The following is a 25893-nucleotide window of genomic DNA, read 5'->3' as shown; positions in this document are numbered from 1 at the left end:
CGTGCGTCACTGGAGGGGACATGGCCGAGTTCACCATGGAGCTGAGCGACGAACAGAAGGAGGTCCGGGACTGGCTGCACGGCTTCGCCGCCGACGTCATCCGCCCCGCGGCCGCCGAATGGGACGAGCGCGAGGAGACTCCCTGGCCGGTCATCCAGGAGGCCGCCAAGGTCGGCATCTACTCGCTCGACTTCTACGCCCAGCAGTACTTCGACTCCACCGGCCTCGGCATCCCCATGGCGATGGAGGAGCTGTTCTGGGGTGACGCGGGCATCGCCCTGTCCATCGTCGGCACCGGCCTCGCCGCCGTCGGCGTCCTCGCCAACGGCACCGAGGAGCAGATCGGCACCTGGATCCCCCAGATGTACGGCGATGCCAACGACGTGAAGGTCGCCGCCTTCTGCTCCTCCGAGCCCGACGCCGGCTCCGACGTCGCCTCCATGCGCACGCGCGCCGTGTACGACGAGGCCAAGGACGAGTGGGTGCTCAACGGCACCAAGACCTGGGCCACCAACGGTGGCATCGCCAACGTCCACGTCGTGGTCGCGGTCGTCGACCCGGAGCTGGGCTCCAAGGGCCACGCCTCCTTCATCGTCCCGCCGGCCACCCCGGGACTGTCCCAGGGCCAGAAGTTCAAGAAGCACGGCATCCGCGCCTCGCACACCGCCGAGGTCGTCCTGGACAACGTGCGGGTCCCCGGCTCCTGCCTGCTCGGCGGCAAGGAGAAGCTGGACGCGCGCCTCGCCCGCGCCCGGGAGAAGGCCAGGAAGGGCGGCGAGCGGGTCAAGAACGCCGCCATGGCCACCTTCGAGGCCTCCCGTCCCGCGGTCGGCGCGATGGCGGTGGGCACCGCCCGGGCCGCGTACGAGGTGGCACTGGAGTACGCGCAGACCCGTGAGCAGTTCGGGCGGCCGATCATCGACAACCAGGGCATCGCCTTCCAGCTCGCGGACATGCGGACGTCCATCGACGCCGCGCGGCTGCTGGTGTGGCGGGCCTCGTGGATGGCGATCAACGGCAAGCCGTTCACGGCGGCCGAGGGGTCGATGTCCAAGCTGTTCGCGAGCGAGACGGCCAAGAAGGTGACCGCCCAGGCGGTCCAGATCCTCGGCGGCAACGGCTACACGCGGGAGTACCCGGTGGAGCGGATGCACCGGGACTCCGCGATCTACACCATCTTCGAGGGCACGAGCGAGATCCAGCGGCTGGTGATCGCGCGAACCCTGGCGGGGATGCCGATCCGCTAGGACCGTTCAGGCCGGTGCCGGTGCCGGTGGCGGCTGTTTCCTCACGTCCTCGGCTCGCGGCGCCCCGAAGGTGTCGTGGACCGGGGCGGGTCCGCCGGGGAGGACATCCCGGCGGGCCCGCCCGTCGGGTTCGCGAAGGCGCGCGCGACCGCCGGGTTCGCGAAGGCGTGCGCGGCCGCGAGATCACTCACCAGGTCACCGGCAGTGCCTCGGGGCCGCGGATCAGCGTGCCCTTCCGGAAGGGCACGTCCTGCGGCGCCACCGCGAGCCGCAGGCCCGGCACGCGGTCCAGGACGGTGCCGACCAGGAGTTCCGACTCCAGCCGGACCAGCGCGCCGCCGGGGCAGAAGTGCGGGCCGAAGCCGAAGGACGCGTGCGGGCGGGGGCCGCGGGCGAAGTCGATCGTGTCCGGGTCGGGGAAGACCGCCGGGTCGCGGTTGGCGGCCAGGTACGACACGTACACCGCGTCGCCCGCCCTGATCCGCACCCCCTTGATCTCCACGTCCTCCAGGGCGATCCGGGACAGCCCGACCGCGTTGCGATGGGGAATCCAGCGCAGCAGCTCGTCGACGGCCCGGGGCCGGATCTCCGGTTCGGCGCGCAGGCGTTCGGCGAGCTCGGGGCGGGTCAGCAGCAGGTAGAACATCTGCCCGCTGTTGTTGGTGACCGCTTCACCGCCGAGCTGCACCAGCAGGGCCAGCCCCACCGCCTCGTCCCTCGTGATCTCGTTCCGGCCCACGGCGGCACCGAGGAGCGAGGCGACGTCCTCGCCGGTGGCGTCGGACCGGGCTCCGATCAGGTCGGCGAAGTACGCGCCCATCTCGTGCTTGGCCCGCTGGCTGACCTCCGCGCCGTGCGACGAGGAGAGGACCAGCCGGGTCCAGGTGTGCACGCTGTGCCGGTCGGAGTCCGGGACGCCCATCAGCTCGCAGATCACCGCGACGGGGAAAGGGGCCAGCACCGCCTCGGTGAGGTCGGCCGGCGGGCCCGCCTCCAGCATGGCGTCGACCAGTTCGTCGAGCAGGCCGCGCGACCGACCGCGCACGCGCTCCACACCCCGGTCCGTGAACGCGGCGGCCACCGAGCGGCGCAGCCGGGTGTGGTCCGGCGGATCGAGGAAACCGACCGCGCCGCGCGCCGGGACGAAGTGCGGGGCGAGCCGGGTGACCTGCCGGTCCACGACGGCCTCGCGGCCGAACCGTGGATCGGTGGCGACCAGGCGGACGTCGTCGTGGCGGGTCACCAGCCAGGCCCAGCCCTCACCGTCGGGCAGCGAGACGCGGGTGACGGGCCCCTCCCGCATCAGCGCGCGCAGGACGGGGTCGAAGTCGGTGCCGGGCAGGTCGTTGGCCGGCCAGTCGCGGACCGGCGGCGCGCTCTCGGCCCGGTCGAGGGTGTCTTCGCTCACGCTTGCCTCACACCGTTCTCCATCGGCCGGGGGACCGGGGGCCGTCGCGGGTGGCCGGCGGGGCGCCCGCGTGCGGCCCCGGCGTCTCTCCGCTCGTGACGACGTCCTCGGAGACGGCGGCCGGGGGTCTGCGCGACGTCGCCATGAACCGTGCCTGCTCTCGCCTCGCGGAAGGTCTCGACCCCGGCCGGGCAGCGGGGTGCGCCTTCCCGGGGATGTTCACCCACGATCACTCACGGGAGCGGCGTTCTCCCGCCGGGCTGCTCCGTCCCGGGGAACCCGACCCGTGCGGGCCGGGGCGCGCGGCGTCAGGAGGACTGGCCGCTGCTGTGGGCGATGCAGGCCACGTCGATCCGGTCGGCGAGTTTGGCCAGCTCGATGGTGAGGGCCGCGACCGTGTCCTCGTCCAGACTCTCCTCGCCGGCCTCCACCAGCCGCAGCCATCTCCCGCCCACCGTGCGCAGCAGCTTGCTCACGTCGGACGCGGCGACCTGCAAGGTACCGCGGTCGTCGACGATCAGAGGCAGGGTCACTTCGCGGTTCACAAAGGGGATCGTAGTCGCGGAAGGCTCACGCTCCGTGCCATACGGTGGTGATGTTGCAGAACTCCCGGATTCCGTGCCCGGACAGCTCACGGCCGTAGCCCGAGCGCTTGACCCCGCCGAAGGGGAACGCCGGATGGGACGCCGTCATCCCGTTGACGTACACGCCGCCCGCCTCCAGGTCCCGGACGAAACGGTCCACATCGGCGTCGTCGCGCGTCCACACGTTGGAACTGAGCCCGAAGTCCGAATCGTTGGCGATCAGCACGGCCTCGTCCAGGTCGGCGGCGCGGTACAGCGTGGCGACCGGGCCGAAGGCCTCCTCGCGGTGGATGCGCATCTCCCTGGTGACACCGGCGAGGACCGTCGGCGGGTAGTACCAGCCGGGACCGTCCGGGCGTTCGCCTCCGCACAGGACGGCCGCGCCGCCGCGCACCGCGTCGTCGACCAGCTCCACCAGGTCCTCGACGCCCTGCTCGCTGGAGAGCGGGCCGACGTCGGTCCCCTCGTCCATGGGGTCGCCGACCGTCAGCGCCCGCATGCCCTCGGTGAAGCGTTCGGCGAAGGCGTCGTACACGTCCGTGTGGACGATGAACCGCTTGGCGGCGATGCAGGACTGCCCGGCGTTCTGGGTGCGCGCGGTCACCGCGACCTCGGCGGCCCTCTCGACGTCCGCGGACGGCATCACGACGAAGGGGTCGCTGCCGCCCAGCTCCAGCACCGTCTTCTTGATCATCTCCCCGGCCGTGGAGGCCACCGCGCGGCCGGCCGGCTCGCTGCCGGTGAGGGTGGCGGCCCGCACCCGCTCGTCGCGCAGGATGTCGTCGACCGCCGCCGAGCCGATGAGCAGGGTCTGGAAGCAGCCCTCGGGGTAGCCCGCCCGGTGGAACAGGTCCTCCAGGTACAGGGCCGTCTGGGGCACGTTGGAGGCGTGCTTGAGCAGCCCCACGTTGCCGGCCATCAGGGCGGGCGCCGCGAACCGGATCACCTGCCAGAGCGGGAAGTTCCACGGCATCACCGCGAGCACCGGGCCGAGCGGCCGGTAGCGGACCAGGGCCCGGGAGGCGCCGGAGTCCTTCACGTCCGACTCGGCGGGCTCCTCGTCGGCGAGCAGCTCCGCCGCGTGGTCGGCGTACCAGCGCATCGCCTTGGCGCACTTGGCGGCCTCCGCGCGGGCCTGCTTGACGGGCTTGCCCATCTCGGTGGTGATGACCTTGCCGATCTCGTTCTGATCGGCCTCCAGGAGGTCGGCGGCCCGGCGCATCAGTCCGGCCCGCTCGTAGAACCCCGTGGTCCGGTACGTGCGGAAGGTGGCCTCCGCGAGCTGGAGCCGGCGCTCGATCTCCTCCTCGCCCATGGCCTCGTACGTCCTGAGCGTCTCGCCGTTCGCCGGGTTCACCGTCGCGATGGGCATGGCCGACCTCCCTGGTGCTGACTCGTGCTTCGACCTTGGCGCGCGGCGTGGGGTGCCGCAACGCGGACGGGGCCCCGTCGGCACCGTCCCGAGCTTCTCGTCGCTCCTCGTCACTTCCGTCCGTGCGAGTGCTCATCCAGCCGGTCGAGAAACGCGGCCTGCGCCTTCACGATCACCTCGCGCGCCCGGTCCACCGGGAACCAGGCCACCCGGTCCAGCTCGGGGAACTCCTCGATCCGGCCCGACCTCGGCGGCCACTCCATGCGGAAGGTGCCGGGGACGACCGTCGCCGGATCCAGGTCGGCCTCGACGGCCCACACCGTGACGACCTTCCCGCCCGCCTGCCGGACCTCGCCGAGCGGAACGGCCCCGCCCTCGGGCGGTGGCAGTCCCAGCTCCTCCTCGAACTCGCGCCGGGCCGCGTCCCAGGCCGGTTCGGCGGGGTCGTACTCGCCCTTGGGGACGGTCCACGCGCCGGCGTCCCGGCGGGCGTAGAAGGGGCCGCCCATGTGACCGAGCAGCACCTCGCGGCCCCGGTCGGTGGGGCGGTGCAGGAGGAGGCCCGCGCTGCGTCTCACGGGGCCGCCCCGGGGTGCGCGGCGAGCAGCGTCTCCACCGTGTCCGCCTCCTCGGGGCGCTTGTCCTCGCGGTAGCGGACGACGCGGGCGAAGCGGAGGGTGACGCCGGCCGGGTAGCGCGTGGAGCGCTGGAGACCGTCGTAGGCGATCTCGACGACCAGTTCGGGGCGTACGGTCACTCCCCAGTCGTGCTGCTCGACGGCCAGTTCTCCCAGACGTTCGGTCTGCCAGGCCAGCAGGGCGTCGGTCATGCCCTTGAAGGTCTTGCCGAGCATCGCGAAGGAGCCGTCCGCGGTGCGGGCGCCCAGGTGGAGGTTGGAGAGCCTGCCGGTGCGGCGGCCGTGTCCCCACTCGGCGGCCAGGACGACCAGGTCGAGGGTGTGCACGGGTTTGACCTTGAGCCAGGACGCGCCGCGCCGGCCCGCGCTGTAACCGGCGTCGAGGCCCTTCACCACGACGCCCTCGTGGCCGCGCTCCAGCGCCTGGGCGAGGAACTCCTGCGCCGCCGGTGTCTCCTCGGGGCCGGGCACCAGCGTGCGCCGTACCCGCGTCGGCTCGGGAACCAGCCGGGCCAGCTCCGCGTGGCGCTCGGTGAGCGGCAGGTCGAGCAGGTCACGGCCGTCGACGGACAGCGCGTCGAAGAACACGACGGAGACGGGCACCGCCCGTGCGGCCGTGGCGACGTCCGTGCGGGAGCCGACGCGTCCGGCGGTCTCCTGGAAGGAGCGGGGGTGTCCGTCCTCGTCGAGGGAGATCACCTCCCCGTCCAGGACGAACCGCTCCCCGGGCAGGGCGAGGGCCGTCGCGGTGACCTCGGGGAGCCGGTCGGTGATGTCGTCCAGGGTGCGGGTGTAGACGCGTACGGTGGCGCCGTCGCGGTGCACCTGGACGCGGATGCCGTCCAGCTTCTCCTCGACGGCCGCGGCACCGAGCTTGCCGATCGCCTCGGCGACCGAGGAGGCGCTGTGGGCGAGCATCGGCAGGACCGGCCGTCCGACGGTGAGCCGGAAGCCGTCCAGGGCGCCGGGGCCGTCGGCGAGCAGGGCCTCGGCCACCGTCTGAAGGGAGCCCGCGAGCATCACCGCGCGCCGCACGTCCGCCGCGGGCGCGCCGGTCGCCGCCGCCAGGCCCTCCACGGCTGCCGCGTCCAGGGCGCCCTGCCGGACCTCGCCGGTGAGCAGCCCGATCAGGAAGCGCTGCTCGTCCTCGGTGGCCGTGCCCATCAGCTCGTCCACCTGACGTGCCCGCTCGGCCTGCGAACCGGCGCCGGACACCGCCGCGAGGCGGGTCAGCCGGTCGTCCACCTCGCGCACGGTCAGGGTCGGCCCGGCGGCCGGCGTGACCGGGCGGCTCAGCACCTTCCAGCCGACGCCGATCCGGCCCTGGGGGAGCCGTCCCGCCAGATACGGGATGACCACCGGCACGTCCGCCGCCTCCGCCTCCCGGAACAGCTCCGCGAGCAGGGCGGTCTTCCGGGACCGCGCCGAGGTGGCGGCGACCTCCCGGGACACCTGGGCCAACCGGGCGAGCAGCATGCAGTCATGGTGCACCGGGAAGCACGGGGTCACACCCCGATGGCTCCGGTTTCCGTCCGGCGGCCCCCCCGGCCGCGCCGTCGGCGACGCCCGCGTACCCGGCGACGCCCGCGTACCCGGCGACGCCGTGCGGCCCTGCCGGACGGGGCGGCCTTCGGCGGTCCCGCCGCCGGGCGGGGGTTCGGCTCCTCCGCTGGTGGTCCTGTCACCGGGCGGGGGTTCGGCTCCTCCGCTGGTCGTCCTGTCACCGGCCGGCGGTTCGGCTCCTCCGTCGTGGTCCCGCCGCCGGGCTGCGGCTGGTCGCCCCGCGGTGGTCCCGCCGTCCGGCGGGGGTCCGGCCAGCTCGCGGTGGTTCGATCACCTCGCGGCGGTCTGGCCACCCGGAGCCGGTCGGGCGACCTAGCGGTGTTCCCGCCACCCGCCAGTCGGGCACTTCACGGCGGACCGGGCACTTCACGGCGGTCCGGTCACTTCACGGCGGTCCGGGCACTGCGCGGCGGTCCGGGCACTGCGCGGCGGACCGGTCACTGCGCGGCGGACCGGTCACCTGGCCGCGGCCCCGTCACCTGGCGGCGGTCCGGTCATCCGGCGGCGGTCCGGCCACCGCGCGGTGACCCCGCCACCCGGCCTAACCCGCGACCGCCGCGTCCAGGCGGGACATGATCAGGTCGCCGACGACGGCCGACGCCGCCCGGTAGCCGCCGCTCGCCGCGTGGACGACCTGCTCGGCGAAGCCCATCGCGTTGCCCGCGGTCCACACGCCGGGCACGGTGGTCAGGCCGGTCGGATCGACCACGGGGTAGGCGCCGAACGGGGTCTCCCGCAGCTCCGCGCCCAGCCGTTCCATCAGACCGGTCTGCGGCACGGCCCGGGGGGCGACGAACACCACCGAGCGGTCGTGCACCGTGCCGTCCGCCAGCCGGACCCCGGTGAGCCGGTCGTCCTCGACCCGCAGACCGGCCACCGCACCGGGCACCACCTTCACCCGGGCCGCCGCGAGCCGGCGCAGATCCTCGTCGGAGAGTTCGTCCTCGGCGACCGTGTCGAGGAAGAGGGTCACGTCGTCCGACCAGTGGGACACCATCAGCGCCTGGTGCACGCTGAGCGCGCTGGTGGCGAGGACTCCGAAGCGCTCGTCGCGCACCTCCCAGCCGTGGCAGAACGGGCAGTGCAGCACGTCCCGGCCGTACCGCTCGGCGACGCCGGGCACCGCGGGAAGCTCGTCCCTGAGCCCCGTGGTGACGATCAGCCGACGGGCGTGCACGGTCCGGCCACCGGCCAGCGCCACGGCGAAGTCCTCGCCCGTGGCCACGCCCGCTCCCCGGGCCGCGTCGTCGCCCCGGGTCCCGTCGTCGCTTCGGGGCGTGTCCACGCCCCGCGTCGCGTCCACGGCCCGGTCGCGGACCAGCTCCACGCCGTACCGCGCGATCTCCTTGCGGCCGAGCGCGAGGAACTCGGCGGGCGGCATGCCGTCGCGGGTCAGGTAGCCCTGCATGTGGTCCGAGGGCGCGTTGCGCGGCTCACCGGCGTCGACGACCAGGGTGCGCAGCCGCGAGCGGCCCAGGACGAGCGCGGCGGAGAGCCCGGCCGCGCCGCCGCCGACGACGACCACGTCGTACGTCCCCGACGGCTGCTTCTCGAACGGGTCCTTGTAGCGGGTCATGGTGACCACCTCCACGGAAAAGGTCGCTCGAACGCGCCGGGATTGACAAATACATTTGCCGGTTCTGCAATAAGGGCATGACCACTGCAGACGACGTTCTCGCCGGCGTAGGGCCGAGGCTCCGCCAGGTGCGCAAGGAACGGGAGGTGACCCTGGCGGCGCTCTCCGAGACCACCGGCATCTCGGTCAGCACCCTGTCGAGGCTGGAGTCGGGACTGCGCCGACCGAGCCTCGAACTGCTGCTGCCCATCGCCCAGGCCCATCAGGTGCCGCTGGACGAGCTGGTCGGCGCCCCGCCGGTCGGCGACCCCCGGGTGCGGGCCAAGCCGATCGAGCGCCACGGCCGCACCCACTGGCCCCTCACCCGCCAGCCGGGGGGACTCCAGGCGTTCAAGGTGCTGGAGCCCCGGCGCAAGGAGGAACCGGACCCGCGGACCCACGAGGGATACGAGTGGCTGTACGTCCTCTCGGGCCGGCTGCGGCTCGTGCTCGGCGATCACGACGTGGTGCTGTCGGCGGGCGAGGCCGCGGAGTTCGACACCCGGGTGCCGCACTGGTTCGGGTCGACGGGGGAGGGGCCGGTCGAGTTCCTCAGCCTGTTCGGCCCGCAGGGGGAGCGGATGCACGTCCGGGCGCGACCGACCCGGTCCTGACCTGCGGCCCGGGCGGCGACCGCGCCCACCTGTTCCCTGATCGGCAAGCGACCGCTTAGTATGCGGTGGACCCGGACGGACGACGCAGTCGGTGGAGGCCCCGCATGCAGGCATGGCAGGTGCACGAGAACGGCGAGCCGCGCGAGGTGATGCGCCTCGCGGACGTGGCGCCGCCGACCCCCGGCGAGGGCCAGGTCCTGCTGAGGGTCCGCGCCGCGAACATCAACTTCCCGGACGCCCTGATGTGCCGGGGCCAGTACCAGGTCAGGCCGCCGCTGCCGTTCACGCCGGGCGTGGAGATCTGCGGCGAGACCGAGGACGGGCGCCGCGTCCTCGCCAACCCGGCGCTGCCGCACGGCGGCTTCGCCGAGTACGCGGTCGCCGACGCCCGCGCCCTGCTGCCCGCACCCGAGGCGCTGGACGACGCCGAGGCCGCCGCCCTGCACATCGGCTACCAGACCGGCTGGTTCGGCCTGCACCGCCGGGCCCGGCTGGAGGCCGGCGAGACGCTGCTCGTCCACGCTGCCGCCGGAGGGGTCGGCAGCGCGGCCGTGCAGCTCGGCAAGGCCGCCGGCGCCACCGTCATCGGTGTCGTCGGCGGCCCCGAGAAGGCGGCCGTCGCCCGCGAACTGGGCTGCGACGTGGTCGTCGACCGGCACGGCGAGGACGTCGTCGGCGCCGTGAAGGAGGCCACCGGCGGCCGGGGCGCCGACGTGGTCTACGACCCGGTCGGCGGTCAGGCCTACGCCCAGTCCGCCAAGGTCGTCGCCTTCGAGGGCCGGATCGTCGTCGTCGGCTTCGCGAGCGGCACGATCCCCAGCCCCGCGCTGAACCACGCCCTGGTGAAGAACTACGCCGTCCTCGGCCTGCACTGGGGCCTGTACAACACCAAGAACCCCAAGCTGGTCCAGCACTGCCACGAGCAGCTGACCGAGCTGGCCGCCCGGGGCGCGATCAAGCCCCTGGTGAGCGAGCGGGTACCGCTCGACGGGGCCGCGGACGCCGTGCAGCGCGTCGCCGACGGCACGACGACCGGCCGGGTGGCCGTCGTCCCTCAGAAGGGAGCCGCAGCATGACCGACGCAGCGGAACTGCGCCGCCTCACCAAGGAGTTGCTGGCCGCGCACCCGCCGGCGACCACGGACCGCCTGGACTTCCTGCGGGCCCGGTTCGACGCCGGACTCGCCTGGGTGCACTTCCCCCAGGGCCTGGGCGGACTCGCCGCCCCCCGCTCCCTCCAGCCCGTCGTGGACGCCGAACTGAAGGCCGCGGGCGCCCCCGACAACGACCCCCGGCGCATCGGCATCGGCCTCGGCATGGCCGCCCCGACCATCCTCCAGTACGGCACGGAGGAGCAGAAGCGGCGGCTCCTGCGCCCGCTGTGGACGGGCGAGGAGGTCTGGTGCCAGCTCTTCAGCGAGCCGGGCGCCGGGTCCGACCTGGCCGCGCTCGGCACGAGGGCCGTGCGCGAGGGTGACGGCTGGGTCGTCAACGGGCAGAAGGTGTGGACGTCCAGCGCGCACGTCGCCCGTTGGGCCATCCTCATCGCCCGCACCGACCCGGCCGTGCCCAAGCACCGGGGCATCACGTACTTCGTGTGCGACATGACCGACCCCGGCGTCGAGGTCCGTCCGCTGCGCCAGGTCACCGGCGAGGCCGAGTTCAACGAGGTCTTCCTCACCGACGTCCGCATCCCCGACTCCCGCCGCCTCGGCGAGATCGGCGACGGCTGGCGGGTCGCGCAGACCACGCTGAACAACGAACGCGTGGCCATCGGCGGCACCCCGATCCCCCGCGAGGGCGGCATGATCGGCAAGATCGCCGCCACCTGGCGGGAACGCCCCGACCTGCGCACCCACGACCTCCACCAGCGGCTGCTCGGTCTGTGGGTCGAGGCCGAGGTCGCACGGCTCACCGGCGTGCGGCTGCGCCAGCAACTGGTGGCCGGCCAGCCGGGCCCCGAGGGCGCCGGTATGAAGCTGAACTTCGCCCGCCTGAACCAGGAGATCAGCGGTCTGGAGGTCGAACTCCTCGGCGAGGAAGGCCTGCTGTACGACGACTGGACCATGCGCCGCCCCGAACTGGTGGACTTCACCGGCCGCGACGCCGGGTACCGCTACCTCCGTTCCAAGGGCAACAGCATCGAGGGCGGGACCAGCGAGGTCCTGCTGAACATCGTCGCCGAGCGCGTCCTGGGCCTGCCCGCCGAACCGCGCACCGACAAGGACGTCGCATGGAAGGACCTCGCCCGATGAGCGCACAGTCGGAACCCGGTCTTCTCTACTCGGAGGAGGAAGAGGCGCTGCGCGCCGCCGTCCGGGACCTGCTCACCGACCACTGCGACCCGGCGGGCGTCATCGCCCGGACCGAGTCGGCCGCGCCGCACGACGTGTCGCTGTGGAAGGCGCTGTGCGGGCAGATGGGCCTCGCGGGCCTCCTGATCCCCGAGGAACTGGGCGGTCAGGGCGCCGGCCACCGGGAAGTCGCCGTGGTGCTGGAGGAGCTGGGGCGCGCGGTCGCTCCGGTGCCGTACCTGACGAGCGCCGTGGTCGCGACCGAGGCCCTGCTCGGCTGCGGAGCCGACGACCTGCTCCGCGACCTGGCGTCCGCGACGACGATCGCGGTACTCGCCGTCGGACTGCACACCGCGCCCGGCCGCGACATCGACCGGGTGCGCTTCGAAGAGGGCGCCCTGCGGGGCGAGTTGACCGGCATCGCCGACGCGGCCGTCGCCGACGTGCTGCTGGTGCCGGCGGACGACGGAGGTCTGTACGCGGTCCGCGCCGCCGAGGTCACCGTCACCCCGCAGGTGTCCCTGGACCTGACCAGGCCACTCGCCCGCGTGACCCTCGACGGCGTCACCGGGCGCCGGCTGGGCGACACCGAGGCCGCGGTACGACGGGCCCTGCGGGCGGGCGCCGGGCTGCTCGCCTCCGAGCAACTGGGCCTCGCCGACTGGCTGCTGACCGAGACCGTCCGCTACCTCAAGGAGCGCAGGCAGTTCAACCGGCAGGTCGGCGGCTTCCAGGCGCTCAAGCACCGGCTCGCCCGGCTGTGGCTGGAGGTCGCGGGCCTGCGCGCCGCGGCCCGCAACGCCGCCGACGCGCTGGCGACCGGCGAGGACACGGACGTGGCCGTCGCCGTGGCCCAGGCGTACGCGGGCCAGGTCGCCGTGCACGCCGCCGAGGAGGCGCTGCAACTGCACGCCGGTATCGGTATGACGTGGGAGCACCCGGTCCACCTGTACCTGAAGCGGGCCAAGGCCGACTCGATCGCGTACGGGACGGCGGGGACCCACCGGGAGGCGCTGGCCGCTCTGGTCGACCTGCAAGCCCCCTGACGGCTGCGATCCGGCACGCGAGATGCCCGTCCCGCCAGGGGCGGGCATCTCCGTCCCACCGGGGCGGACGGTCCGTGCGCCCCGCTGCGCCGAAGTGAACGAGCGGCGGCAGTCCGGCCAACTCCGCGCAGGACCCTGCTTCCCGAGGGTGTCGGGACCCCATACTCACATGCGTCCCGTACGGCACTTCCAGGGAGGCAGAGCATGGCCCTCACCACCCGACGCAGAGCCCTCACCACCCTCGGCACCGCCCTCGCGGGCGCGGTCGCCCTGCCCGCCGGCACCGCGCTGGCCGGCGAAGGCAGGCCCGGACCGCGCCCGTTGTGGCGGGCCCACGCCCACAACGACTACGAGCACGCCCGCCCCCTCCTGGACGCCCTCGACCACCGCTTCGGCAGCGTCGAGGCCGACATCCACCTGGTCGGCGGCCAACTCCTCGTCGCACACGACGCGGAGGACCTCGATCCCGGCCGGACCCTGGAGTCCCTCTACCTGGAGCCCCTCGCCGCCCGCGTCCGCGCGCACCACGGCCGGGTGTACCGACGGGACCGCCGCGCCCTGCAACTCCTGATCGACATCAAGACCGAGGGGGCGTCGACGTACCTGGAACTCGACCGCCGTCTGCGCCGCTACCGGCATCTGTTCACCACGTACGCCCACGGACGGGTGTTCCCCGGCGCGGTCACCGCGGTGGTCTCGGGCGACCGGGCGGCCCGTGCGCCCATGGAGGCGCAGAGCACCCGCCACGCCTTCTACGACGGTCGCCTCAAGGACCTCGGTACCTCCGCGCCGGCCTCCTTCGTCCCGCTGATCAGCGACAACTGGACGCTCAACTTCACCTGGCAGGGCGTGGGCGCCTTCCCGGCGGCCGAGCGGCGCAGGTTGCGGGACCTCGTCGGCGCGGCACACGCCCGCGGGCAGCGGGTGCGGTTCTGGGCCACGCCCGACCTGGCGGGGCCCGCCCGGGACGCCGTGTGGACCGAGCTGCTCGCCGCCGGTGTCGACCACCTCAACACCGACGACCTCGCCGGCCTGGAGGCGTTCCTCGACGCCCACCGGGGCGCGTAGGACACCGGGACGCCCAGGCCGGGCCCGGGGCGCCGGCCGACACCGCGGGACACCACTCGTTCGGCGGACAGGTCAGCCGCCCGGACGAACCCTCCGCTACGCCACACTTGCGGCCGAACGCCGCGAAGTGGACGTGGCGGAGGAGGTTGACGATGGCCGTTTCCATCTCTGTGGTGCTGTTGCTGTCCGTCCTGGCGGTGATCTTCCTGCGGAACGGCGGGCTGAAGGTCTCGCACGCCCTGGTGTGTCTGCTGCTCGGCTTCTATCTGTCCGGCACGAGCATCGCGCCGACCATCAACAGCGGCCTGACCGCGACGGCGGACATCGTCAGCAGCCTCAGACCGTGACGGGCGGGCCGGGCGCCGAGGCCTCCCGGGTGGCTAGGCGCCGACGAGGCGGGAGCGGATGAGGAAACGCACCCCCTCGGGCGCCTCCAGCGAGAAGCCGCCGCCCCGGCCCGCGACGACGTCCACGATCAACCGGGTGTGGCTCCACGCCTCGTACTGGCTGCGCGACATCCAGAACCCCACCGGCTCCTCGACGCCGTCGATCACCAGCTCCGCCAGCAGCACGTCGGCCGCGCCGGTGCGGAACTCGCCGGCCGGGTAGCACATGGGGGAGCTGCCGTCGCAGCAGCCGCCGGACAGGTGGAACATCAGCGGACCGTGCGCCTCGCGCAGCCGCCGCAGCAGTGCGGCCGCGTCGGGCGTGACCGCCACGCGGGGCGTCTCCTCGTATGTGTCGGGCATGCCCCCCACACCAGCACGGTGAAGGTTGCGGGAGGGTTGCACCGCGTCACCACGTCGGGAACCGCCTCCCCAAGATTACCTCTTTTGACATACCTATTTTCACATAGCTAATATCGTCGGGTGACCGACTCCAGCACCCCTCGCCGGGACATCGACCGTGTGGCCTCCGGGCTCGCGGCATGCCTTCCCGCGCTGCACCGGGCGCTGGACCGTCGGGTCTCCGCCCAGTACCCGCACCCCAAGCCCCCGGAGGGCCAGCTCGCCCTGCTGCGGTTCGTCGCCCAGCACGAGGGCGCCACGGTGCGTGAGGCGGCCGAGGCCCTGCTGATGAAGCCCAACAACGTCAGCGCCCTGGTCTCCCAGCTCACCGACACGGGCGACCTGGAGCGCAGGCAGGACGACGCCGACAAGCGCGTCGCGCACCTCCACCTCACGGCCACGGCCCGGGAGCGAGTGTCCGAGGTACGGGACCTGGAGACCGCGTTCATCCGCAACGCCCTGGCCTCCCTCACCGAGGGCCAGCAGGGCGCGCTCGGCTCCGCCCTGGACGCCCTCGACGCGTTGACGCGGCACCTCCACCCCGCCGCCCGCTGACCGGGCGGGGCCCGGGCATTCCCGCCGGCCGCGGGCACGCCGACGTGCCCGCGGCCGGCCCGCCGTGCTCCCGGGGGCCGCCCCGCCCCCACGCACCACCCCTGAACCTGGAAGAGAAGGCACACCCATGCCGCCCACGTCCCTGGACCACCCCGCCGCACCCGCGGCCCCGACCGCCCCGCCTGCGGTCGGCCGCCTGCGGTCCAACCCCTGGCTGACCCTCCTCGCGGTCGCGTTCGGACTGTTCATGGTCCAGCTCGACGGTTCCGTCGTCGCCATCGCCAACCCCGAGATCGGCAGCGACCTGCAGGCCTCGACCGCCCAGCTGCAGTGGGTGACCAACTCCTACCTGCTCGCCCTCGCCGCCACGCTCATCCTGGGCGGCAAGCTCGGCGACCGGTTCGGCCGGCGCACCTACTACCTCGTGGGCGTCGCCGGCTTCACCCTCGCCTCGATAGCCATCGGCCTGGCCGGGTCGATCGAGGGCGTCGTCGCCTTCCGCGCCCTCCAGGGTGCCTTCGGCGGACTGCTGATGCCCAACACCCTCGGCCTGCTCCGGTCCGTCTTCCCGCCGAGGAAGTTCGGCATGGCCGTGGGCATCTGGGCCATGGTCTCCGCCGTCGCGACGGCACTCGGGCCCATTGTCGGCGGCCTCCTCGTGGAGCACGTCAACTGGGAGTCCGTCTTCTACATCAACGCCCCCATCGGCATCGCCGCCATCGTCTTCGGCGCCCTGGTCCTCCCCGAGAGCCGCAACGCCGCCGGCCGGGAACGCTTCGACATCCCTGGCCTCGTCCTGCTGGCCCTCGGCCTGCTGGCCGTGGTCTTCGGCGTCGTCAAGGGCGAGACCTGGGGATGGACGTCCGCCGGCACCCTGGGCGCCGTAGCCGCCGGACTCGTGCTCCTGCTCGTGTTCGGCTGGTACGAGACCCGGGTCGAGCACCCGCTGCTGCCGATGCGCCTGTTCCGCAACCGTGCGCTGACGATCGGCGCGATCATCACCGCACTGAACTTCTTCGTCATGCTCGGCGTGATCTTCTTCGTCATGCTCTACCTGCAGAACGTACGCGGTTTCACGCCGGTCGAGGCGGGGGTGCGGACACTCCCGCTCAGCCTCGCCTCGCTGGTCGCCTCGCCCCTGGGCGCGGCCCTGACCCAGCGCTTCGGACCCCGGCTGACCATGCCGCTGGGCATGCTGCTCCAGGCGGCGTCCTGCTTCGGCATGCTCACCTGGCAGACCGACTCCTCCTACGCCACGATGTGGCCGCCGTTCATCGCGCTCGGCCTCGGCGTCGGCATGGTGATGTCCGCGTCCTCCGACGCCATCGTCGGCAACGCCCCCGTACGCGACGGCGGTGTGGCCGGCGGTCTGCAGGCCACGACCCTGCAGATCGGCGGTGCGCTCGGTACGTCCGTGCTCGTCTCCCTGATCAGCGGCAAGGTCGGCTCCACCCTCACCGGCGAACTGACCGGCGCGGGCGTGCCCCCGGCCATGGCCCACGGTCTGCGGGAGGCGAAGGACGCCGTGGCGATGGGCGTGGCGCCCGTCTCCGGCGACATGCCGGCCGGCCTGCGGGCGGCCGTGGTGGAGGGCAGCGGGCAGGCCTTCATGAACGGCGTGCACGCGGCGGTGGTCGTCACCGGCGCGCTCTGTGTGCTCGGCGCCGTGCTCGCCGCGGCCGGCATCCGGCGCACCGCGGACCGGCCGGCGGAGCACTGAGGAACGGAACGGCGGCGCCCCTCCGAGTCGGGGGGCTCCGCCGTCGGATGCCTCAGAAGTCCCCGGCCGCGGTCCGGGGGAGCACCGTGACCCGGCGGAAGTTGCAGCCCGAGGGCAGGTCGGAGGGGGGCCTGGTCTGGTGGGCCTTCAGCGCGATGCTCACCAGGCTCAGCAGCAGGTCGACGTCGGCGTCGCAGTCCAGGTGCACGGTCACCCACCGCGAGCCGGGGACCATGCGGATGGCGCTGGAGCCGCCCAGGTCGTACTGGAAACGCTGGATGGCCCGGTGGGTCAGGTGGAGGTCCACGTCCCGGTCCGAGTGGAAGTGGACTATCTCGTCGCGGACGGAGCGCAGCGCCCGTCCGGTTCCGCAACTGGCCTGACCCGTCGTGAGGTCGGGCCAGGCTTGCAGCCGCTCAAGGGCGCGCTGGGCCAGAGTCATGACCCCATCGTCGCCCGATCACCGCCCCGCAACCAGAGGTTGAGCGATTCGTAACCGGCACGTGAGGTCGGCGGGCACGCGGAGGATGCCGGGGGAGGCGCCGCAGGACCGGCCACGGCGCCTCCCCGTCAGGTGTTACGGCGCCACGCAGCCGATCGTCCCCACCGGGAAGTCGTTGCCCGTGGACGTCGCGGTGAACCCGAAGGTCACGCTGCCGTCCGGTGGGACGACGCGGTTGTGGTCCACGTTCCGGACCTTGACCGTGCCGTCGGTGCCGCGGGTCGGCGAGCCGTTCCACACGCCGCCGAGCGTGGTCCCGTTGCCCGGCTTCCACTGCACCGCCCAGCCGTTCAGGGGCTCCGTGCCGTGGTTCATGACCTCCACGGAGCCCTGGAAGCCACCGCTCCAGGAGTTCTCCACGTTGTAGACGGCCATGCACGAACCGGAGTGGGTGGGCGGGGGAGTGGTCGGAGGCGTGGTCGGTGTCGGCGTCGGCGTCGGCGTGCCGCCCGAACCGCGGATGCCGGTCACCTCGCCGTTGCCGCCGTCGAAGACGACGTCGGAGCAGGAGAAGAAGTTCTCCTGGCTGTCCGAGCGCACCCACTGCATGAAGATCAGGGCGTCACCCGACCGTCCCGAGGGCAGCGCCAGGTCCCAGTAGTAGTGCCCCCCGTCGGCACCCGCCGAGCCCCGCTGCGGCGGGTCGGTCACCGTCTCGATCAGCTCCAGGTCGTCCCAGCCCAGTTCGGACGTGGGCGACCAGCCGGGCTTGGTCAGGTAGACCCGGAAGTCACCCGGGTGGGCCGCCCAGTTGCTGTAGTTCACCTGGATCGTCGAACCGGACGTCAGGTGCGTCCGGGGCCAGTCGGAGCGGGCCGCGTTGTAGCCCCTGAAGTCGTACGGGGACCGGTTGCCGGCACTGCACAGGGTGCCGTCCGGCACGTAACCGGCGCCGCGTCCGCCCGCGTTGGAGTCGAGGACGGCGAACCAGTTGTACAGCGCCGTCGCACCGCTCGTGTCGAGGGCGCTCCGGCACGCGGGGTTCGTCGGGTCCAGGGCGCCGGTGCCGGTCTTGGCGTCCAGCTGGCAGAGATAGGTACGGGAGCCGGGCATCATCGCCACGCCGTGTGCCTCGGCCCGCCCCTGTCCGAGCAGGAAGGTCACGCCGAGCGCACTGAGCAAGGTGGCCATTACCGCCGCCAGGGAGATGTATCTGCTGCGTCGAGCCATGGGATCTCCTGTTTCCGGTACGGAGTCTTCCGGTCGGTGATGATCAAGGCATGACCATCAGAGGGGACGATCGAGCCCGCTGTCGGAGGGGGTGCGCGATGGGCGCACGGTGGAACCCCTCGCCCGTCCGGGAACGCGCTTCGTCCGGACGGGCGAGGGGGACGGTGGCCCCGCGCGGTGCTACGACGCGGCGCAGGCGGTGCCGTTCAGCCGGAAACCGTCCGGCTCGGCGAACGCCCCGCTGTGGGTGCCCTGGAAGCCGAACGACAGGCTGCCGCCGGGTGCGATCCGGGCGTTGTGCCCCAAGCCGGTGGCGGTGAGGGAGCCCGTCGACGGGGTGACGGAGGCGTTCCAGGCGTTGGTGATCCGCTGGCCGGAGGGCAGGGTGAAGGCGAGTCGCCAACCGTCGACCGGGGCCTGTCCGGTGTTGGTGACGGTGACGTCCGCGGTGAAGCCGTTCTGCCAGACGTTGGTCCCGTACGTCACCGTGCACGCCACCGGTTCGCCGGGGTTGCCGGGATCGGGATCGCCCGGGTCGCCGCCGGTCACGACGGAGGAGGAGAAGGAGTTCACGGACAGGCCGGCGCCGTTCTGCCACGGCTCGAAGCCCGCCTGCACACTCGTCAGGTACCAGTCGTTCTCGGCGAGCCCGCGTGCGACGGTCGCCCGGACGAAGTCCATGACGTCGAAGTTCCAGCCGGTGATGGCCGACGGGGCCACGAAGGACAGCACGTCGTTGGCGCCGTTGCTCCCCGTCCACACCTCCCAGGTCCGTCCGCCGACGGTGGCCGTGCCGACCGGTGAGCCGATGGGCTGGATCGGGCCCACCCGGTTGAACCAGATCATGATCTCGGTCCGGTTGACCCCGTCCGTCCGGGGGGTCGGGTCCAGCCAGATGTCGTACGAGGCGTTGTAGACGGCGTTGCCGACATAGCCGTACGAGATGCCGGAGGGTGCCTCGGAGATGGTGTCGAGCCGGGCGGGAAGGTTGGTGCCCGGCGAACAGGTGGTGTAGTGACAGCCGTTGAAGACCGACGGGTACGACTTCGGTGCCCCGTTGGTCGGCACCGAGCCGTCGGCCTGGCCGACCCGGAAACCGGTGTCGGTGGCGGTGACGCACTGGGTGGCACTGGTACCCCAGCGGTTGTTCTGGACGACGTAGCGTCCCTGGATCGTCGTCGTCCCGAACGGTTCGCAGATCGTGGTGTCGGCCTGGGCCGGCGCCGCCGCGGTCACCAGGGACGCGACGACGGCGAGAGTCGCGATGAGTACGCCTAGAAGGCCGCGCGCGGTGCGTACTTGGGGCCGTAACGGTCGCATGGGGGCCTCTCCGGAGGGTGCGGGGGGAAGGGGCCGGTGCGGGAGCGCTCCCAACTCCCCACTGATGGGAGCGCTCCCACTTACCGGTTGATTGGGGACTGTAGAAGCGGTTCATGTTCCTGACAAGACTGTGCGCGCGGGAGTTGTCGAAGAAATCTCGAAGCCCCAGGTGGGAGGCCGACCCCGGTATCGGTCGTCGGGAGCGCTCCCGACGCCCTGCGCTTCAGGCGGAGTCGCGCAGCACCAGTTCCGTACGGAGGATGACGTGCCGCCAGGCGACGGAGGACTCCTCGATCTGCTCCATCTCCTCCAGCAGGAGCCGCACCATCGTGCGGCCGATCTCCTCCAGCGGCTGGCGGACCGTCGTCAGCGGCGGATCGGTGGGCCGGGCCGGGTGGAAGTCGTCGAAGCCGATCACGGCGACGTCCTGAGGGACCCGTCGGCCCGCCGCGCGCAGTGCGTTCAGCGCTCCGGCGGCCATCGTGTCGGAGGCCGCGAAGACCGCGTCCAGCTCGGGGTGCCGGGCGATCAGGTCGGCCGTCGCCCGGCGGCCGCTCTCCTCCGTGAAGTCGTCCCCCTCGACGACCAGCGAGGGCCTGGCCGCCACGCCCGCCAGCTCCAGCGCCTCCCGGTACCCGCGCAGGCGGCACTGGGCGACGTACATGTCGAGCGGTCCGCTGATGGCGCCGATCGTCGTCCGGCCGCCGTTCAGCAGGTGGGTGACCGCGCCGCGCGCACCGCCGGTGTTGTCCGCGTCCACGTAGGTGACGCTCTCGTCGCCGGAACGCCGCCCCAGCATGACAGTGGGCAGCCCCGCCTTGGCGAGCATGTCGGGCAGCGGGTCCTCGGCGTGCACGGACATCAGCAGCACGCCGTCCACCCGGCCGCCGCGGGCGTACTCCACGAAGCGCTGCCGCTCGGTGTCCGTACGGACCAGGGTGAGCAGCAACTGCACCGGGGTGTCCGTGAGGGCGTCGCCCACGGCATGGACGACCTCGGTGAAGAACGGCTCGCCGAACAGCCGCCAGTCCGGCTCCGTCATCACCAGCGCGACGGCGTCCGCACGGTGCCCGGCCAGGGAACGGGCCGCGAGGTTCGGGACGTACCCCAGTTCGGCGATGGCCTGCTGCACGGCACGGCGCGTCGAATCCCGCACGCCGGCCGCGTTGTTGATGACCCTGGAGACGGTGCCCCGTCCGACGCCGGCGAGCGCGGCCACCTCTTCCAGCGTCGGCGTACCGGGTCGCTGTCTGCCCATGTCCGCCTCCCCCTCACGAGATCGTTCGATACTACGGCGACCCGCTCGGCTGGGCGGGCCGATCGCGAGGGTGGACCCGGAGATCGTGGGTTCGGAGGGGCGGACCCGGAGGTCGTGGGTTCGGCGGGGTGGGGCCGGGGTTCGTGGGACCGACCGTCCGGGCGCCGGAGCCGGCTACGCGCTGCGAGGCAGCAGAACGGCGTCGATGACCTCCGCGACCAGGGTGGCGCCGCGGCTGTTCTGGTGGATGTGGTCGGTCGTGAGCACGAGACCTCGCCGCCGCGAGATCGTGTCGAGGCTGCGGCGCAGCACTGCGTGCTGGACGAGGACGCCGACGACCGCTGCGGGCGTCGCCTCCCGGTAGGGAATCGGCGGCGGGTCCGCTCGGCGCAGTTCCTCGATCTGGCGTTCGTGGAGCGGAAGGTAGGCCACCGCGTTGGTGGCGGCGACCTCGGCGATCACCCGGCTGTACGCCTGCGACGCCTGTGCCGCTGCTCCGTCGAGTCGTTGGCCGAGTACCGGTAGCGACAGCAGACCGATCGTCGCGTCGGTCTCCGCTCGCAGCCGTGCGACGACGGCTCCCAGGCACTGCTGGAACCAGCCTTCCGACGGGCGAGCAGGGAGCCGTTTACGCTTCATGGCCTGCTCGACGGGGTAGCCGGCAAGGCTCGCTCGGGCGTCGTTGGTCCCGATCAACACGGTGATCACGTCGGGTGGGTTCCTGACGACGGCATCGAGGCGCTGCAAGAGGTTGTGGGCGAAGTCGCCGTTGACGCCGAAACGGGCGAGCCGCACGTCACCGGGAGGGTGGCGTCGTCCGAGAAGATCCAGGTAGTCGACGCTGAACTGCGCGCGGGTGAGGCTGTCGCCGAGGCACGCGACGCGTGTCGTCACGGCGCTTCCTCCGGGCCGGGCGTGCCGACGCGTTCGGTCGGGCGGGTGTCGGTCCGAGGACGGTGGTCGGTGCCGAGGGTCGCGGTGATGGCCAGGATGGACGTCGGCCCCTCCATGTCGACCACGTGCCATACCCCGGCCGGGTTGATGGTGGCCTCGCCCGGCCCGAGCAGAACGCGGTCGGGCACCCCGTCCACGTCGCGGGTGACCGTCACGGATCCGCTGAGGCAGACGACCAGTTCGTCACCTGCGGGGTGGCTCTCCCAGTGGTCGCCGAGCCCGTCGCCGTCGAAGATCATCACCATCCGGCCCTCGGCGCCGTCCGCCGCGACCGCGGCGCTGTAGGCCTGGAGCACCTCCGGGTCCCAGGCGAAGCCCTCGACGGGATTCGCTCTCGATTCCAGTCCGAGGTGCACGGGGGTGGTCCGCAGGTCCACGGCATTGCGTTCGTGGTTGACGAGTCTCATGCCGACGATCGTCCACGTCCGCGCTCGGGCGGTCTTGAAGAAAAGGGAAGAGAAGCCGGCGCGAGGGGCGGACGGTCGGCGGCTACCCGGCTTGGAGGAGGACTTCGCCGCGACGCCAGGCCGTCGGCGACCGGCCGGTGAACTCGCGCCAGTCCCGGACGAGATGGGCCTGGTCGGCGTAGCCGGAGACGGTTGCCACATCACCCCACGGGAGCGGGTCCGGCGCCGCCGCCAGTTCGTGCGCGTGCTCGAAGCGCAGGACGCGGGCGAAGGTCTTCGGCGACAGACCCACCTCCCCGCGAAACCGCTCGGTGAGGTACCGACGGCTCCAGCCGAGTTCCGCGGCGACCGCACCCACCTGGACGCAACCCCGCGCGGTGACGAGGCGACGCCATGCCTCGGCTATCTCGGGGCGCGCCCAGCGCACATGGCCGCCGCAGGCGCCACGGCCGACAGCTCGCAGGAGCACTTCGTCCAGCACGGTGAACCGCGCGGCCCACGTCGTCGCCGATCGGAGCCGGTCGACCAGTTCGACGGCCAGCGCTCCGAGAAGTTCGTCAAGTGGGACCAGTTGGTGGGCGAGCTCGGCGGCGGGCATGCCGTAGAGGGCCCGGCCCCCGAGCGGTGTCAGCGATATCTGCACACCTTGCTGGCGTCCGTCGTGGTGAATCGCGACGGACCGGCGCATCAGACCGCCGGCCAGACTGTCGAATCGGGTGACCGGCGACCCGTCGTCAACGCCCGCCGCCACCTCCAAGGGCTCCGACAGGCTGATCACCGCGGTGAGCGCGCGGCTCGGCGGGCCGCAGTGCACCCCCGTCGGGAGCCCGCGGAGGTCGAAGCCGACATACGAGTCGACGTACTCCCGCAGGACGGGCGCTGGACGTGCACCGATCTCGGTGGCCGTCTGGTCCTCCATTTCGGCAGTGTACGAGCCGCCCGGCCCAGGAGAATCACCATCCAAGGAAAGGACTGGCGAAGCACCCCCGCATCGACGGAGAGGACCCAAGGGCCAGATGCTCGGCGCACCGCCGTGGTCCTTCCGCCGACGCGGAGTGTTCCGGAGGGGTGTGGGTCGGCATCCGGGCCGGCAGGGTCCGGGGCCGGGGCGGGCGTCAGGGTGCGAACCAGCACCGGGGGTCGGCCGGGCCGGGACCGGGACGGCCCCGGGCCGGAGGGCCGCCGGCCGGGGTCGGGGGTGCCGGCCGGGTCGGGGGCGCCGCGGTCCCGGCGGAGTCGCCCGGGCCGGCGGCTGCCTGTCGGCATCGACGGGGGGCGCGACACGTGCCCGGCCGTCAGCCGTCCAGGCGGACCGGCATCAGCAGCGAGAACGTCGACGCGTCGTCGGGCCGACGGATCGCGAGCGGCGCCGTGGGAGCGCCGAACTCCAGGACCAGGCGCTCCCGGCCGCCCGCCTCCAGCGCCTCGAGCAGGTACCCGCGGTCCACGGCGAAGTCGTCGGGGTGGTCGTCACCGTCCTCGCGGACCGTCACCGTGCCGTCGTCGGCCACCCGGAGCACACTGAGGTCGTGCGACGTGCCGTCCTGCTCGCTCACCTCGCCGGTGCGGACCGGTCCGGACTCCAGTGCCTTGCGGAAGACCGGCACATCGACGAGCGTCCGCCGCCCGGACGGCAGGTGGACGAGCCGACGGTAGTCGGGGAAGTCGTGGTCGAGGCACTGCCCGGCCGTCCGGCCGCCCCCGGTCTCCAGCGTCACGCTGTCACCGCCCACGGTGAGACCGACCGGCTCGTCGTGGCTCAGCAGGGCGCGCATCGCGCCGGCGAGCGGGACGGGCACGAGAGCCTGGACGCGCGGTCCGTCGTGCGCACCGGCGTCCACGCGTGCCACGGCCATCCGGTAACGGTCCGTGGCGACGAGGTGGAGCGAGTCGCCCTCCAGGTCGAACAGGATCCCGGCGAGCATGGGCAGGCCGGGGTCGGTGCCGGCGGCGAACCGGACGGCGTCCAGCGCGGCGGCCAGCGCCGGCGCGGGGAACGACAGCCGCACGGAGGCGGTGGGCGGTGACGTGGGCATGGGATTCTCCCTCTGGTCGAGTATTGCTCGGAGCGCGGAGATCTCGCTGCGGGCGTCGGCCAGTCCCCGTTCCAGACGGCGCAGGTGCGTCTCCAGAAGACCCCGCACCAGGTCCGTGTCCGTCCCGGACCAACCGGCCAGCACCAGCCGGAGGTCCGCCAACGGCATACCGGCCCTCCGCAGTCTGGCCAGCAGCCGGGCCTCGTCGGTCTGCTCCGGGGCGTACCAGCGGTAGCCGCTCACCGGATCGACCCAGGCGGGGACCAGCACACCGGCACGGTCGTAGAACCGCAGGGCGCTCACGCCCAGTCCGCTGTCGCGGGCCGTTTCCCCGATGCTGCGCATCTCGTTCTCCACATCCGTGACCCTGAGCCCTTGACCAGGTCGAGGGTCAACCCCGACGCGATCCACGACCTCCGCCCCTCGCCCCGGAGGTTCCCCTCACGGTCGCCCACCGGCGTCCCCCACCGGCGTCCCCCGCCGGGGTCCCCCACCGGGGTCACCCCCAGCATCGCCCGCCCCACGACTGCCTGCGCGCCGCACCGGGGCGTACGAGGCGCATGCGTGCCCGTCGGCCGGAAACCCGCAGCTGCGCACCGGCGTCGGGGTGACCGGTTCCGGGCCGTGACGTCCCACCGGAGCCGGTCCGCCCATCGCCGATCAGGCCGTGGAACGCGCCGGTAGGGTGTCCGCATGATCAGACGCCCCCCGACGCTCGAAGATGTCGCGAGGCAGGCGGGTGTCTCCCGCGCGACCGTGTCCCGCGTGGTCAACGGCGTCCGCAACGTGGACCCCGCCATCCAGGAAGTGGTCCGGGACGCGATCGAGCGGACCGGCTACGCGCCGAACAGCGCCGCGCGCGCTCTGGTGACCCGGCGCGCCCAGACCATCGCCCTGGTCATCTCCGGCGCGGCGGACGACCCCGGTGACGAGGGTGCGTTCGCCTCGCGTGCGCTCACCGACCCGTTCTTCGGCCGGGTGGTCGGCGGAGTCGTCGGATTCCTGCGTCCGCGGTCGATGTACCCGGTCCTGATGTTCGCCGAGACCGCGGCGGCCCGCCGGGAGGTGGCGGCGTACCTGCGGCAGGGGAGCGCGGACGGCGCGCTGATCTTCTCCACCCACGCGGAGGACCCCCTGCCCGCGCTGCTGGCGGCGGAGCGGCTGCCCTGCGTACTCTTCGCGCGCCCCAGCGCACCGGTCCCCGTCACGTACGTGGACCTGGCCCACCGGGAAGGCGCGCGCCTGGCCGCCGAGCATCTGCTGACGCGTGGCTGCCGGCGCGTCGCCACGATCACGGGGCCGCTGGACCTGCCCGCGGCGCAGGACCGGCTGACCGGGTTCCGGGAGACGATGGAACGGCACGGCCAGCCCTGCGTCCCGGTCGCGGAGGGCGGGTTCACCGCCGCCAGCGGTGCGGCGGCGATGACCCGTCTGCTCACCGAACACCCCGGTGTCGACGGCGTGTTCGCGGCCAACGACATGATGGCCCGGGGCGCCTGTGACGCCCTGCGCGAGCAGGGCCGCAGAATCCCGGACGACGTGGCGGTGGTCGGTTTCGACGACTCCAGCGCGGCGGTCACCTCCCAGCCACGACTGACCACGGTCCGCCAGCCGATGGAGGAGATGGCGGCCACGATGGCCCGGCTCCTCCAGGAGGAGATCGAGGGAACGCCCCGCACCGAGCCCACCGCCGTGATCTTCGACCCCGAGCTCGTGGTGCGCGAGTCCGCGTGACC

At 72.9% G+C, this 25893-nt stretch carries 25 protein-coding genes; 10 read left to right on the top strand and 15 right to left on the bottom strand.

Translation table 11 applies throughout. The annotated features are described in order from the left end of the window. The first annotated feature begins 20 nt into the window (after positions 1 to 20). On the top strand, positions 21 to 1247 hold the full coding sequence (locus tag SAM23877_RS05865) for an acyl-CoA dehydrogenase family protein (RefSeq protein WP_053127581.1): 1227 nt from the start codon (positions 21 to 23) through the stop codon (positions 1245 to 1247). Positions 1248 to 1434: 187 nt separating this feature from the next. On the opposite strand, the gene SAM23877_RS05860 is transcribed toward SAM23877_RS05865, so the two are convergent. The 6 genes from SAM23877_RS05860 to SAM23877_RS05835 all read right to left on the bottom strand — a co-directional run bounded on the left by SAM23877_RS05860 (position 1435) and on the right by SAM23877_RS05835 (position 8387). Continuing rightward, positions 1435 to 2655: a cytochrome P450 gene (locus SAM23877_RS05860; protein ID WP_053127579.1), complete on the bottom strand. Its 1221-nt coding sequence runs from the start codon at positions 2653 to 2655 to the stop codon at positions 1435 to 1437. 308 nt (positions 2656 to 2963) lie between these two features. Next, on the bottom strand, positions 2964 to 3200 hold the full coding sequence (locus SAM23877_RS05855; protein ID WP_030969080.1) for a DUF6213 family protein: 237 nt from the start codon (positions 3198 to 3200) through the stop codon (positions 2964 to 2966). 25 nt (positions 3201 to 3225) lie between these two features. After that, positions 3226 to 4611 carry an NADP-dependent succinic semialdehyde dehydrogenase gene (locus SAM23877_RS05850; RefSeq protein WP_053127578.1) on the bottom strand — a complete coding sequence of 462 codons (1386 nt, stop codon included), beginning with the start codon at positions 4609 to 4611 and terminating at the stop codon, positions 3226 to 3228. A 110-nt stretch (positions 4612 to 4721) separates the two neighbouring features. Further along, positions 4722 to 5189 (bottom strand): NUDIX hydrolase, encoded by a 468-nt coding sequence (locus SAM23877_RS05845; RefSeq protein WP_053127576.1) that lies wholly within the window; start codon positions 5187 to 5189, stop codon positions 4722 to 4724. Continuing rightward, entirely contained in the window at positions 5186 to 6724 is a 1539-nt protein-coding gene (locus tag SAM23877_RS05840) for an ATP-dependent DNA ligase (protein WP_053142200.1), read from the bottom strand. Before SAM23877_RS05840 ends, SAM23877_RS05845 begins: the two co-directional genes overlap by 4 nt. A gap of 628 nt (positions 6725 to 7352) precedes the next feature. Continuing rightward, positions 7353 to 8387 (bottom strand): NAD(P)/FAD-dependent oxidoreductase, encoded by a 1035-nt coding sequence (locus tag SAM23877_RS05835; protein ID WP_053142198.1) that lies wholly within the window; start codon positions 8385 to 8387, stop codon positions 7353 to 7355. Between the two features lie 77 nt (positions 8388 to 8464). Between SAM23877_RS05835 and SAM23877_RS05830 the strand changes: the two genes are divergently transcribed. From SAM23877_RS05830 to SAM23877_RS05805, 6 genes are all read left to right on the top strand, one after another. Beyond that, complete coding sequence (locus tag SAM23877_RS05830; protein WP_053127574.1) at positions 8465 to 9040, top strand: helix-turn-helix domain-containing protein; 576 nt, start codon at positions 8465 to 8467, stop codon at positions 9038 to 9040. Between the two features lie 104 nt (positions 9041 to 9144). Then, positions 9145 to 10116, top strand: a complete 972-nt coding sequence (locus SAM23877_RS05825; protein ID WP_053127572.1) for an NADPH:quinone oxidoreductase family protein — start codon at positions 9145 to 9147, stop codon at positions 10114 to 10116. Beyond that, positions 10113 to 11294 carry an acyl-CoA dehydrogenase family protein gene (locus SAM23877_RS05820; protein WP_053127570.1) on the top strand — a complete coding sequence of 394 codons (1182 nt, stop codon included), beginning with the start codon at positions 10113 to 10115 and terminating at the stop codon, positions 11292 to 11294. Before SAM23877_RS05825 ends, SAM23877_RS05820 begins: the two co-directional genes overlap by 4 nt. After that, positions 11291 to 12379 (top strand): acyl-CoA dehydrogenase family protein, encoded by a 1089-nt coding sequence (locus SAM23877_RS05815; RefSeq protein WP_053127568.1) that lies wholly within the window; start codon positions 11291 to 11293, stop codon positions 12377 to 12379. The genes SAM23877_RS05820 and SAM23877_RS05815 overlap by 4 nt, the downstream gene beginning before the upstream one ends. Before the next feature lie 204 nt (positions 12380 to 12583). After that, complete coding sequence (locus tag SAM23877_RS05810; RefSeq protein WP_053127566.1) at positions 12584 to 13447, top strand: phosphatidylinositol-specific phospholipase C/glycerophosphodiester phosphodiesterase family protein; 864 nt, start codon at positions 12584 to 12586, stop codon at positions 13445 to 13447. Between the two features lie 152 nt (positions 13448 to 13599). Next, positions 13600 to 13794, top strand: coding sequence for a hypothetical protein (locus SAM23877_RS05805; protein WP_053127564.1), 195 nt, complete (start codon positions 13600 to 13602; stop codon positions 13792 to 13794). A 33-nt stretch (positions 13795 to 13827) separates the two neighbouring features. On the opposite strand, the gene SAM23877_RS05800 is transcribed toward SAM23877_RS05805, so the two are convergent. Beyond that, positions 13828 to 14196: a DUF779 domain-containing protein gene (locus SAM23877_RS05800; protein ID WP_053127561.1), complete on the bottom strand. Its 369-nt coding sequence runs from the start codon at positions 14194 to 14196 to the stop codon at positions 13828 to 13830. Between the two features lie 120 nt (positions 14197 to 14316). On the opposite strand from SAM23877_RS05800, the gene SAM23877_RS05795 reads away from it, so the two are divergent. Together SAM23877_RS05795 and SAM23877_RS05790 are read left to right on the top strand one after the other, a co-directional pair. Continuing rightward, the gene (locus SAM23877_RS05795) at positions 14317 to 14790 is read left to right on the top strand and encodes a MarR family winged helix-turn-helix transcriptional regulator (RefSeq protein WP_053127560.1); all 474 of its coding nucleotides are present in this window, start codon (positions 14317 to 14319) and stop codon (positions 14788 to 14790) included. A gap of 127 nt (positions 14791 to 14917) precedes the next feature. After that, the gene (locus SAM23877_RS05790; protein WP_053127558.1) at positions 14918 to 16510 is read left to right on the top strand and encodes an MFS transporter; all 1593 of its coding nucleotides are present in this window, start codon (positions 14918 to 14920) and stop codon (positions 16508 to 16510) included. 52 nt (positions 16511 to 16562) lie between these two features. Here the strand turns inward: SAM23877_RS05790 and SAM23877_RS05785 are convergent, their stop codons facing one another. From SAM23877_RS05785 to SAM23877_RS05750, 8 genes are all read right to left on the bottom strand, one after another. After that, a complete protein-coding gene (locus tag SAM23877_RS05785) occupies positions 16563 to 16952 on the bottom strand; it encodes a luciferase domain-containing protein (RefSeq protein WP_053127556.1) in 390 nt (129 codons plus the stop codon). 135 nt (positions 16953 to 17087) lie between these two features. Beyond that, positions 17088 to 18182 (bottom strand): lytic polysaccharide monooxygenase, encoded by a 1095-nt coding sequence (locus SAM23877_RS05780; protein WP_053127554.1) that lies wholly within the window; start codon positions 18180 to 18182, stop codon positions 17088 to 17090. A gap of 180 nt (positions 18183 to 18362) precedes the next feature. Beyond that, positions 18363 to 19502, bottom strand: coding sequence for a glycoside hydrolase family 12 protein (locus SAM23877_RS05775; RefSeq protein ID WP_053127551.1), 1140 nt, complete (start codon positions 19500 to 19502; stop codon positions 18363 to 18365). A gap of 223 nt (positions 19503 to 19725) precedes the next feature. Next, the gene (locus tag SAM23877_RS05770; protein WP_053127549.1) at positions 19726 to 20760 is read right to left on the bottom strand and encodes a LacI family DNA-binding transcriptional regulator; all 1035 of its coding nucleotides are present in this window, start codon (positions 20758 to 20760) and stop codon (positions 19726 to 19728) included. Between the two features lie 174 nt (positions 20761 to 20934). Further along, the gene (locus tag SAM23877_RS05765) at positions 20935 to 21654 is read right to left on the bottom strand and encodes an SGNH/GDSL hydrolase family protein (RefSeq protein WP_053127547.1); all 720 of its coding nucleotides are present in this window, start codon (positions 21652 to 21654) and stop codon (positions 20935 to 20937) included. Then, positions 21651 to 22121, bottom strand: a complete 471-nt coding sequence (locus SAM23877_RS05760; protein ID WP_053127545.1) for a cupin domain-containing protein — start codon at positions 22119 to 22121, stop codon at positions 21651 to 21653. The genes SAM23877_RS05765 and SAM23877_RS05760 overlap by 4 nt, the downstream gene beginning before the upstream one ends. A gap of 82 nt (positions 22122 to 22203) precedes the next feature. Further along, entirely contained in the window at positions 22204 to 23040 is an 837-nt protein-coding gene (locus SAM23877_RS05755) for an AraC family transcriptional regulator (RefSeq protein WP_053127543.1), read from the bottom strand. 376 nt (positions 23041 to 23416) lie between these two features. Continuing rightward, positions 23417 to 24502, bottom strand: a complete 1086-nt coding sequence (locus SAM23877_RS05750) for a DNA polymerase III subunit beta family protein (RefSeq protein ID WP_053142196.1) — start codon at positions 24500 to 24502, stop codon at positions 23417 to 23419. A gap of 348 nt (positions 24503 to 24850) precedes the next feature. Here SAM23877_RS05750 and SAM23877_RS05745 point away from each other — a divergent pair, with 348 nt between their 5' ends. Further along, positions 24851 to 25891: a LacI family DNA-binding transcriptional regulator gene (locus SAM23877_RS05745; protein ID WP_053127540.1), complete on the top strand. Its 1041-nt coding sequence runs from the start codon at positions 24851 to 24853 to the stop codon at positions 25889 to 25891. The last annotated feature ends 2 nt before the right edge of the window (positions 25892 to 25893 follow it).

Source organism: Streptomyces ambofaciens ATCC 23877, assembly GCF_001267885.1.
Lineage (GTDB): Bacteria > Actinomycetota > Actinomycetes > Streptomycetales > Streptomycetaceae > Streptomyces > Streptomyces ambofaciens.
The sequence above is the reverse complement of the archived record's forward strand: the minus strand, read 5'-3'. Positions and strand labels throughout refer to the sequence as shown.

What these genes read in the sequence shown, in the direction of transcription:
- SAM23877_RS05780 (WP_053127554.1), bottom strand. Translation starts at nt 18,182, where the DNA reads ATGGCTCGACGCAGCAGATACATCTCCCTGGCGGCGGTAATGGCCACC.
- SAM23877_RS05835 (WP_053142198.1), bottom strand. Translation starts at nt 8,387, where the DNA reads ATGACCCGCTACAAGGACCCGTTCGAGAAGCAGCCGTCGGGGACGTAC.
- SAM23877_RS05815 (WP_053127568.1), top strand. Translation starts at nt 11,291, where the DNA reads ATGAGCGCACAGTCGGAACCCGGTCTTCTCTACTCGGAGGAGGAAGAG.
- SAM23877_RS05865 (WP_053127581.1), top strand. Translation starts at nt 21, where the DNA reads ATGGCCGAGTTCACCATGGAGCTGAGCGACGAACAGAAGGAGGTCCGG.
- SAM23877_RS05830 (WP_053127574.1), top strand. Translation starts at nt 8,465, where the DNA reads ATGACCACTGCAGACGACGTTCTCGCCGGCGTAGGGCCGAGGCTCCGC.
- SAM23877_RS05775 (WP_053127551.1), bottom strand. Translation starts at nt 19,502, where the DNA reads ATGCGACCGTTACGGCCCCAAGTACGCACCGCGCGCGGCCTTCTAGGC.
- SAM23877_RS05770 (WP_053127549.1), bottom strand. Translation starts at nt 20,760, where the DNA reads ATGGGCAGACAGCGACCCGGTACGCCGACGCTGGAAGAGGTGGCCGCG.
- SAM23877_RS05745 (WP_053127540.1), top strand. Translation starts at nt 24,851, where the DNA reads ATGATCAGACGCCCCCCGACGCTCGAAGATGTCGCGAGGCAGGCGGGT.
- SAM23877_RS05850 (WP_053127578.1), bottom strand. Translation starts at nt 4,611, where the DNA reads ATGCCCATCGCGACGGTGAACCCGGCGAACGGCGAGACGCTCAGGACG.
- SAM23877_RS05840 (WP_053142200.1), bottom strand. Translation starts at nt 6,724, where the DNA reads ATGCTGCTCGCCCGGTTGGCCCAGGTGTCCCGGGAGGTCGCCGCCACC.
- SAM23877_RS05760 (WP_053127545.1), bottom strand. Translation starts at nt 22,121, where the DNA reads ATGAGACTCGTCAACCACGAACGCAATGCCGTGGACCTGCGGACCACC.
- SAM23877_RS05805 (WP_053127564.1), top strand. Translation starts at nt 13,600, where the DNA reads ATGGCCGTTTCCATCTCTGTGGTGCTGTTGCTGTCCGTCCTGGCGGTG.
- SAM23877_RS05790 (WP_053127558.1), top strand. Translation starts at nt 14,918, where the DNA reads ATGCCGCCCACGTCCCTGGACCACCCCGCCGCACCCGCGGCCCCGACC.
- SAM23877_RS05750 (WP_053142196.1), bottom strand. Translation starts at nt 24,502, where the DNA reads ATGCGCAGCATCGGGGAAACGGCCCGCGACAGCGGACTGGGCGTGAGC.
- SAM23877_RS05810 (WP_053127566.1), top strand. Translation starts at nt 12,584, where the DNA reads ATGGCCCTCACCACCCGACGCAGAGCCCTCACCACCCTCGGCACCGCC.
- SAM23877_RS05800 (WP_053127561.1), bottom strand. Translation starts at nt 14,196, where the DNA reads ATGCCCGACACATACGAGGAGACGCCCCGCGTGGCGGTCACGCCCGAC.
- SAM23877_RS05755 (WP_053127543.1), bottom strand. Translation starts at nt 23,040, where the DNA reads ATGGAGGACCAGACGGCCACCGAGATCGGTGCACGTCCAGCGCCCGTC.
- SAM23877_RS05825 (WP_053127572.1), top strand. Translation starts at nt 9,145, where the DNA reads ATGCAGGCATGGCAGGTGCACGAGAACGGCGAGCCGCGCGAGGTGATG.
- SAM23877_RS05820 (WP_053127570.1), top strand. Translation starts at nt 10,113, where the DNA reads ATGACCGACGCAGCGGAACTGCGCCGCCTCACCAAGGAGTTGCTGGCC.
- SAM23877_RS05785 (WP_053127556.1), bottom strand. Translation starts at nt 16,952, where the DNA reads ATGACTCTGGCCCAGCGCGCCCTTGAGCGGCTGCAAGCCTGGCCCGAC.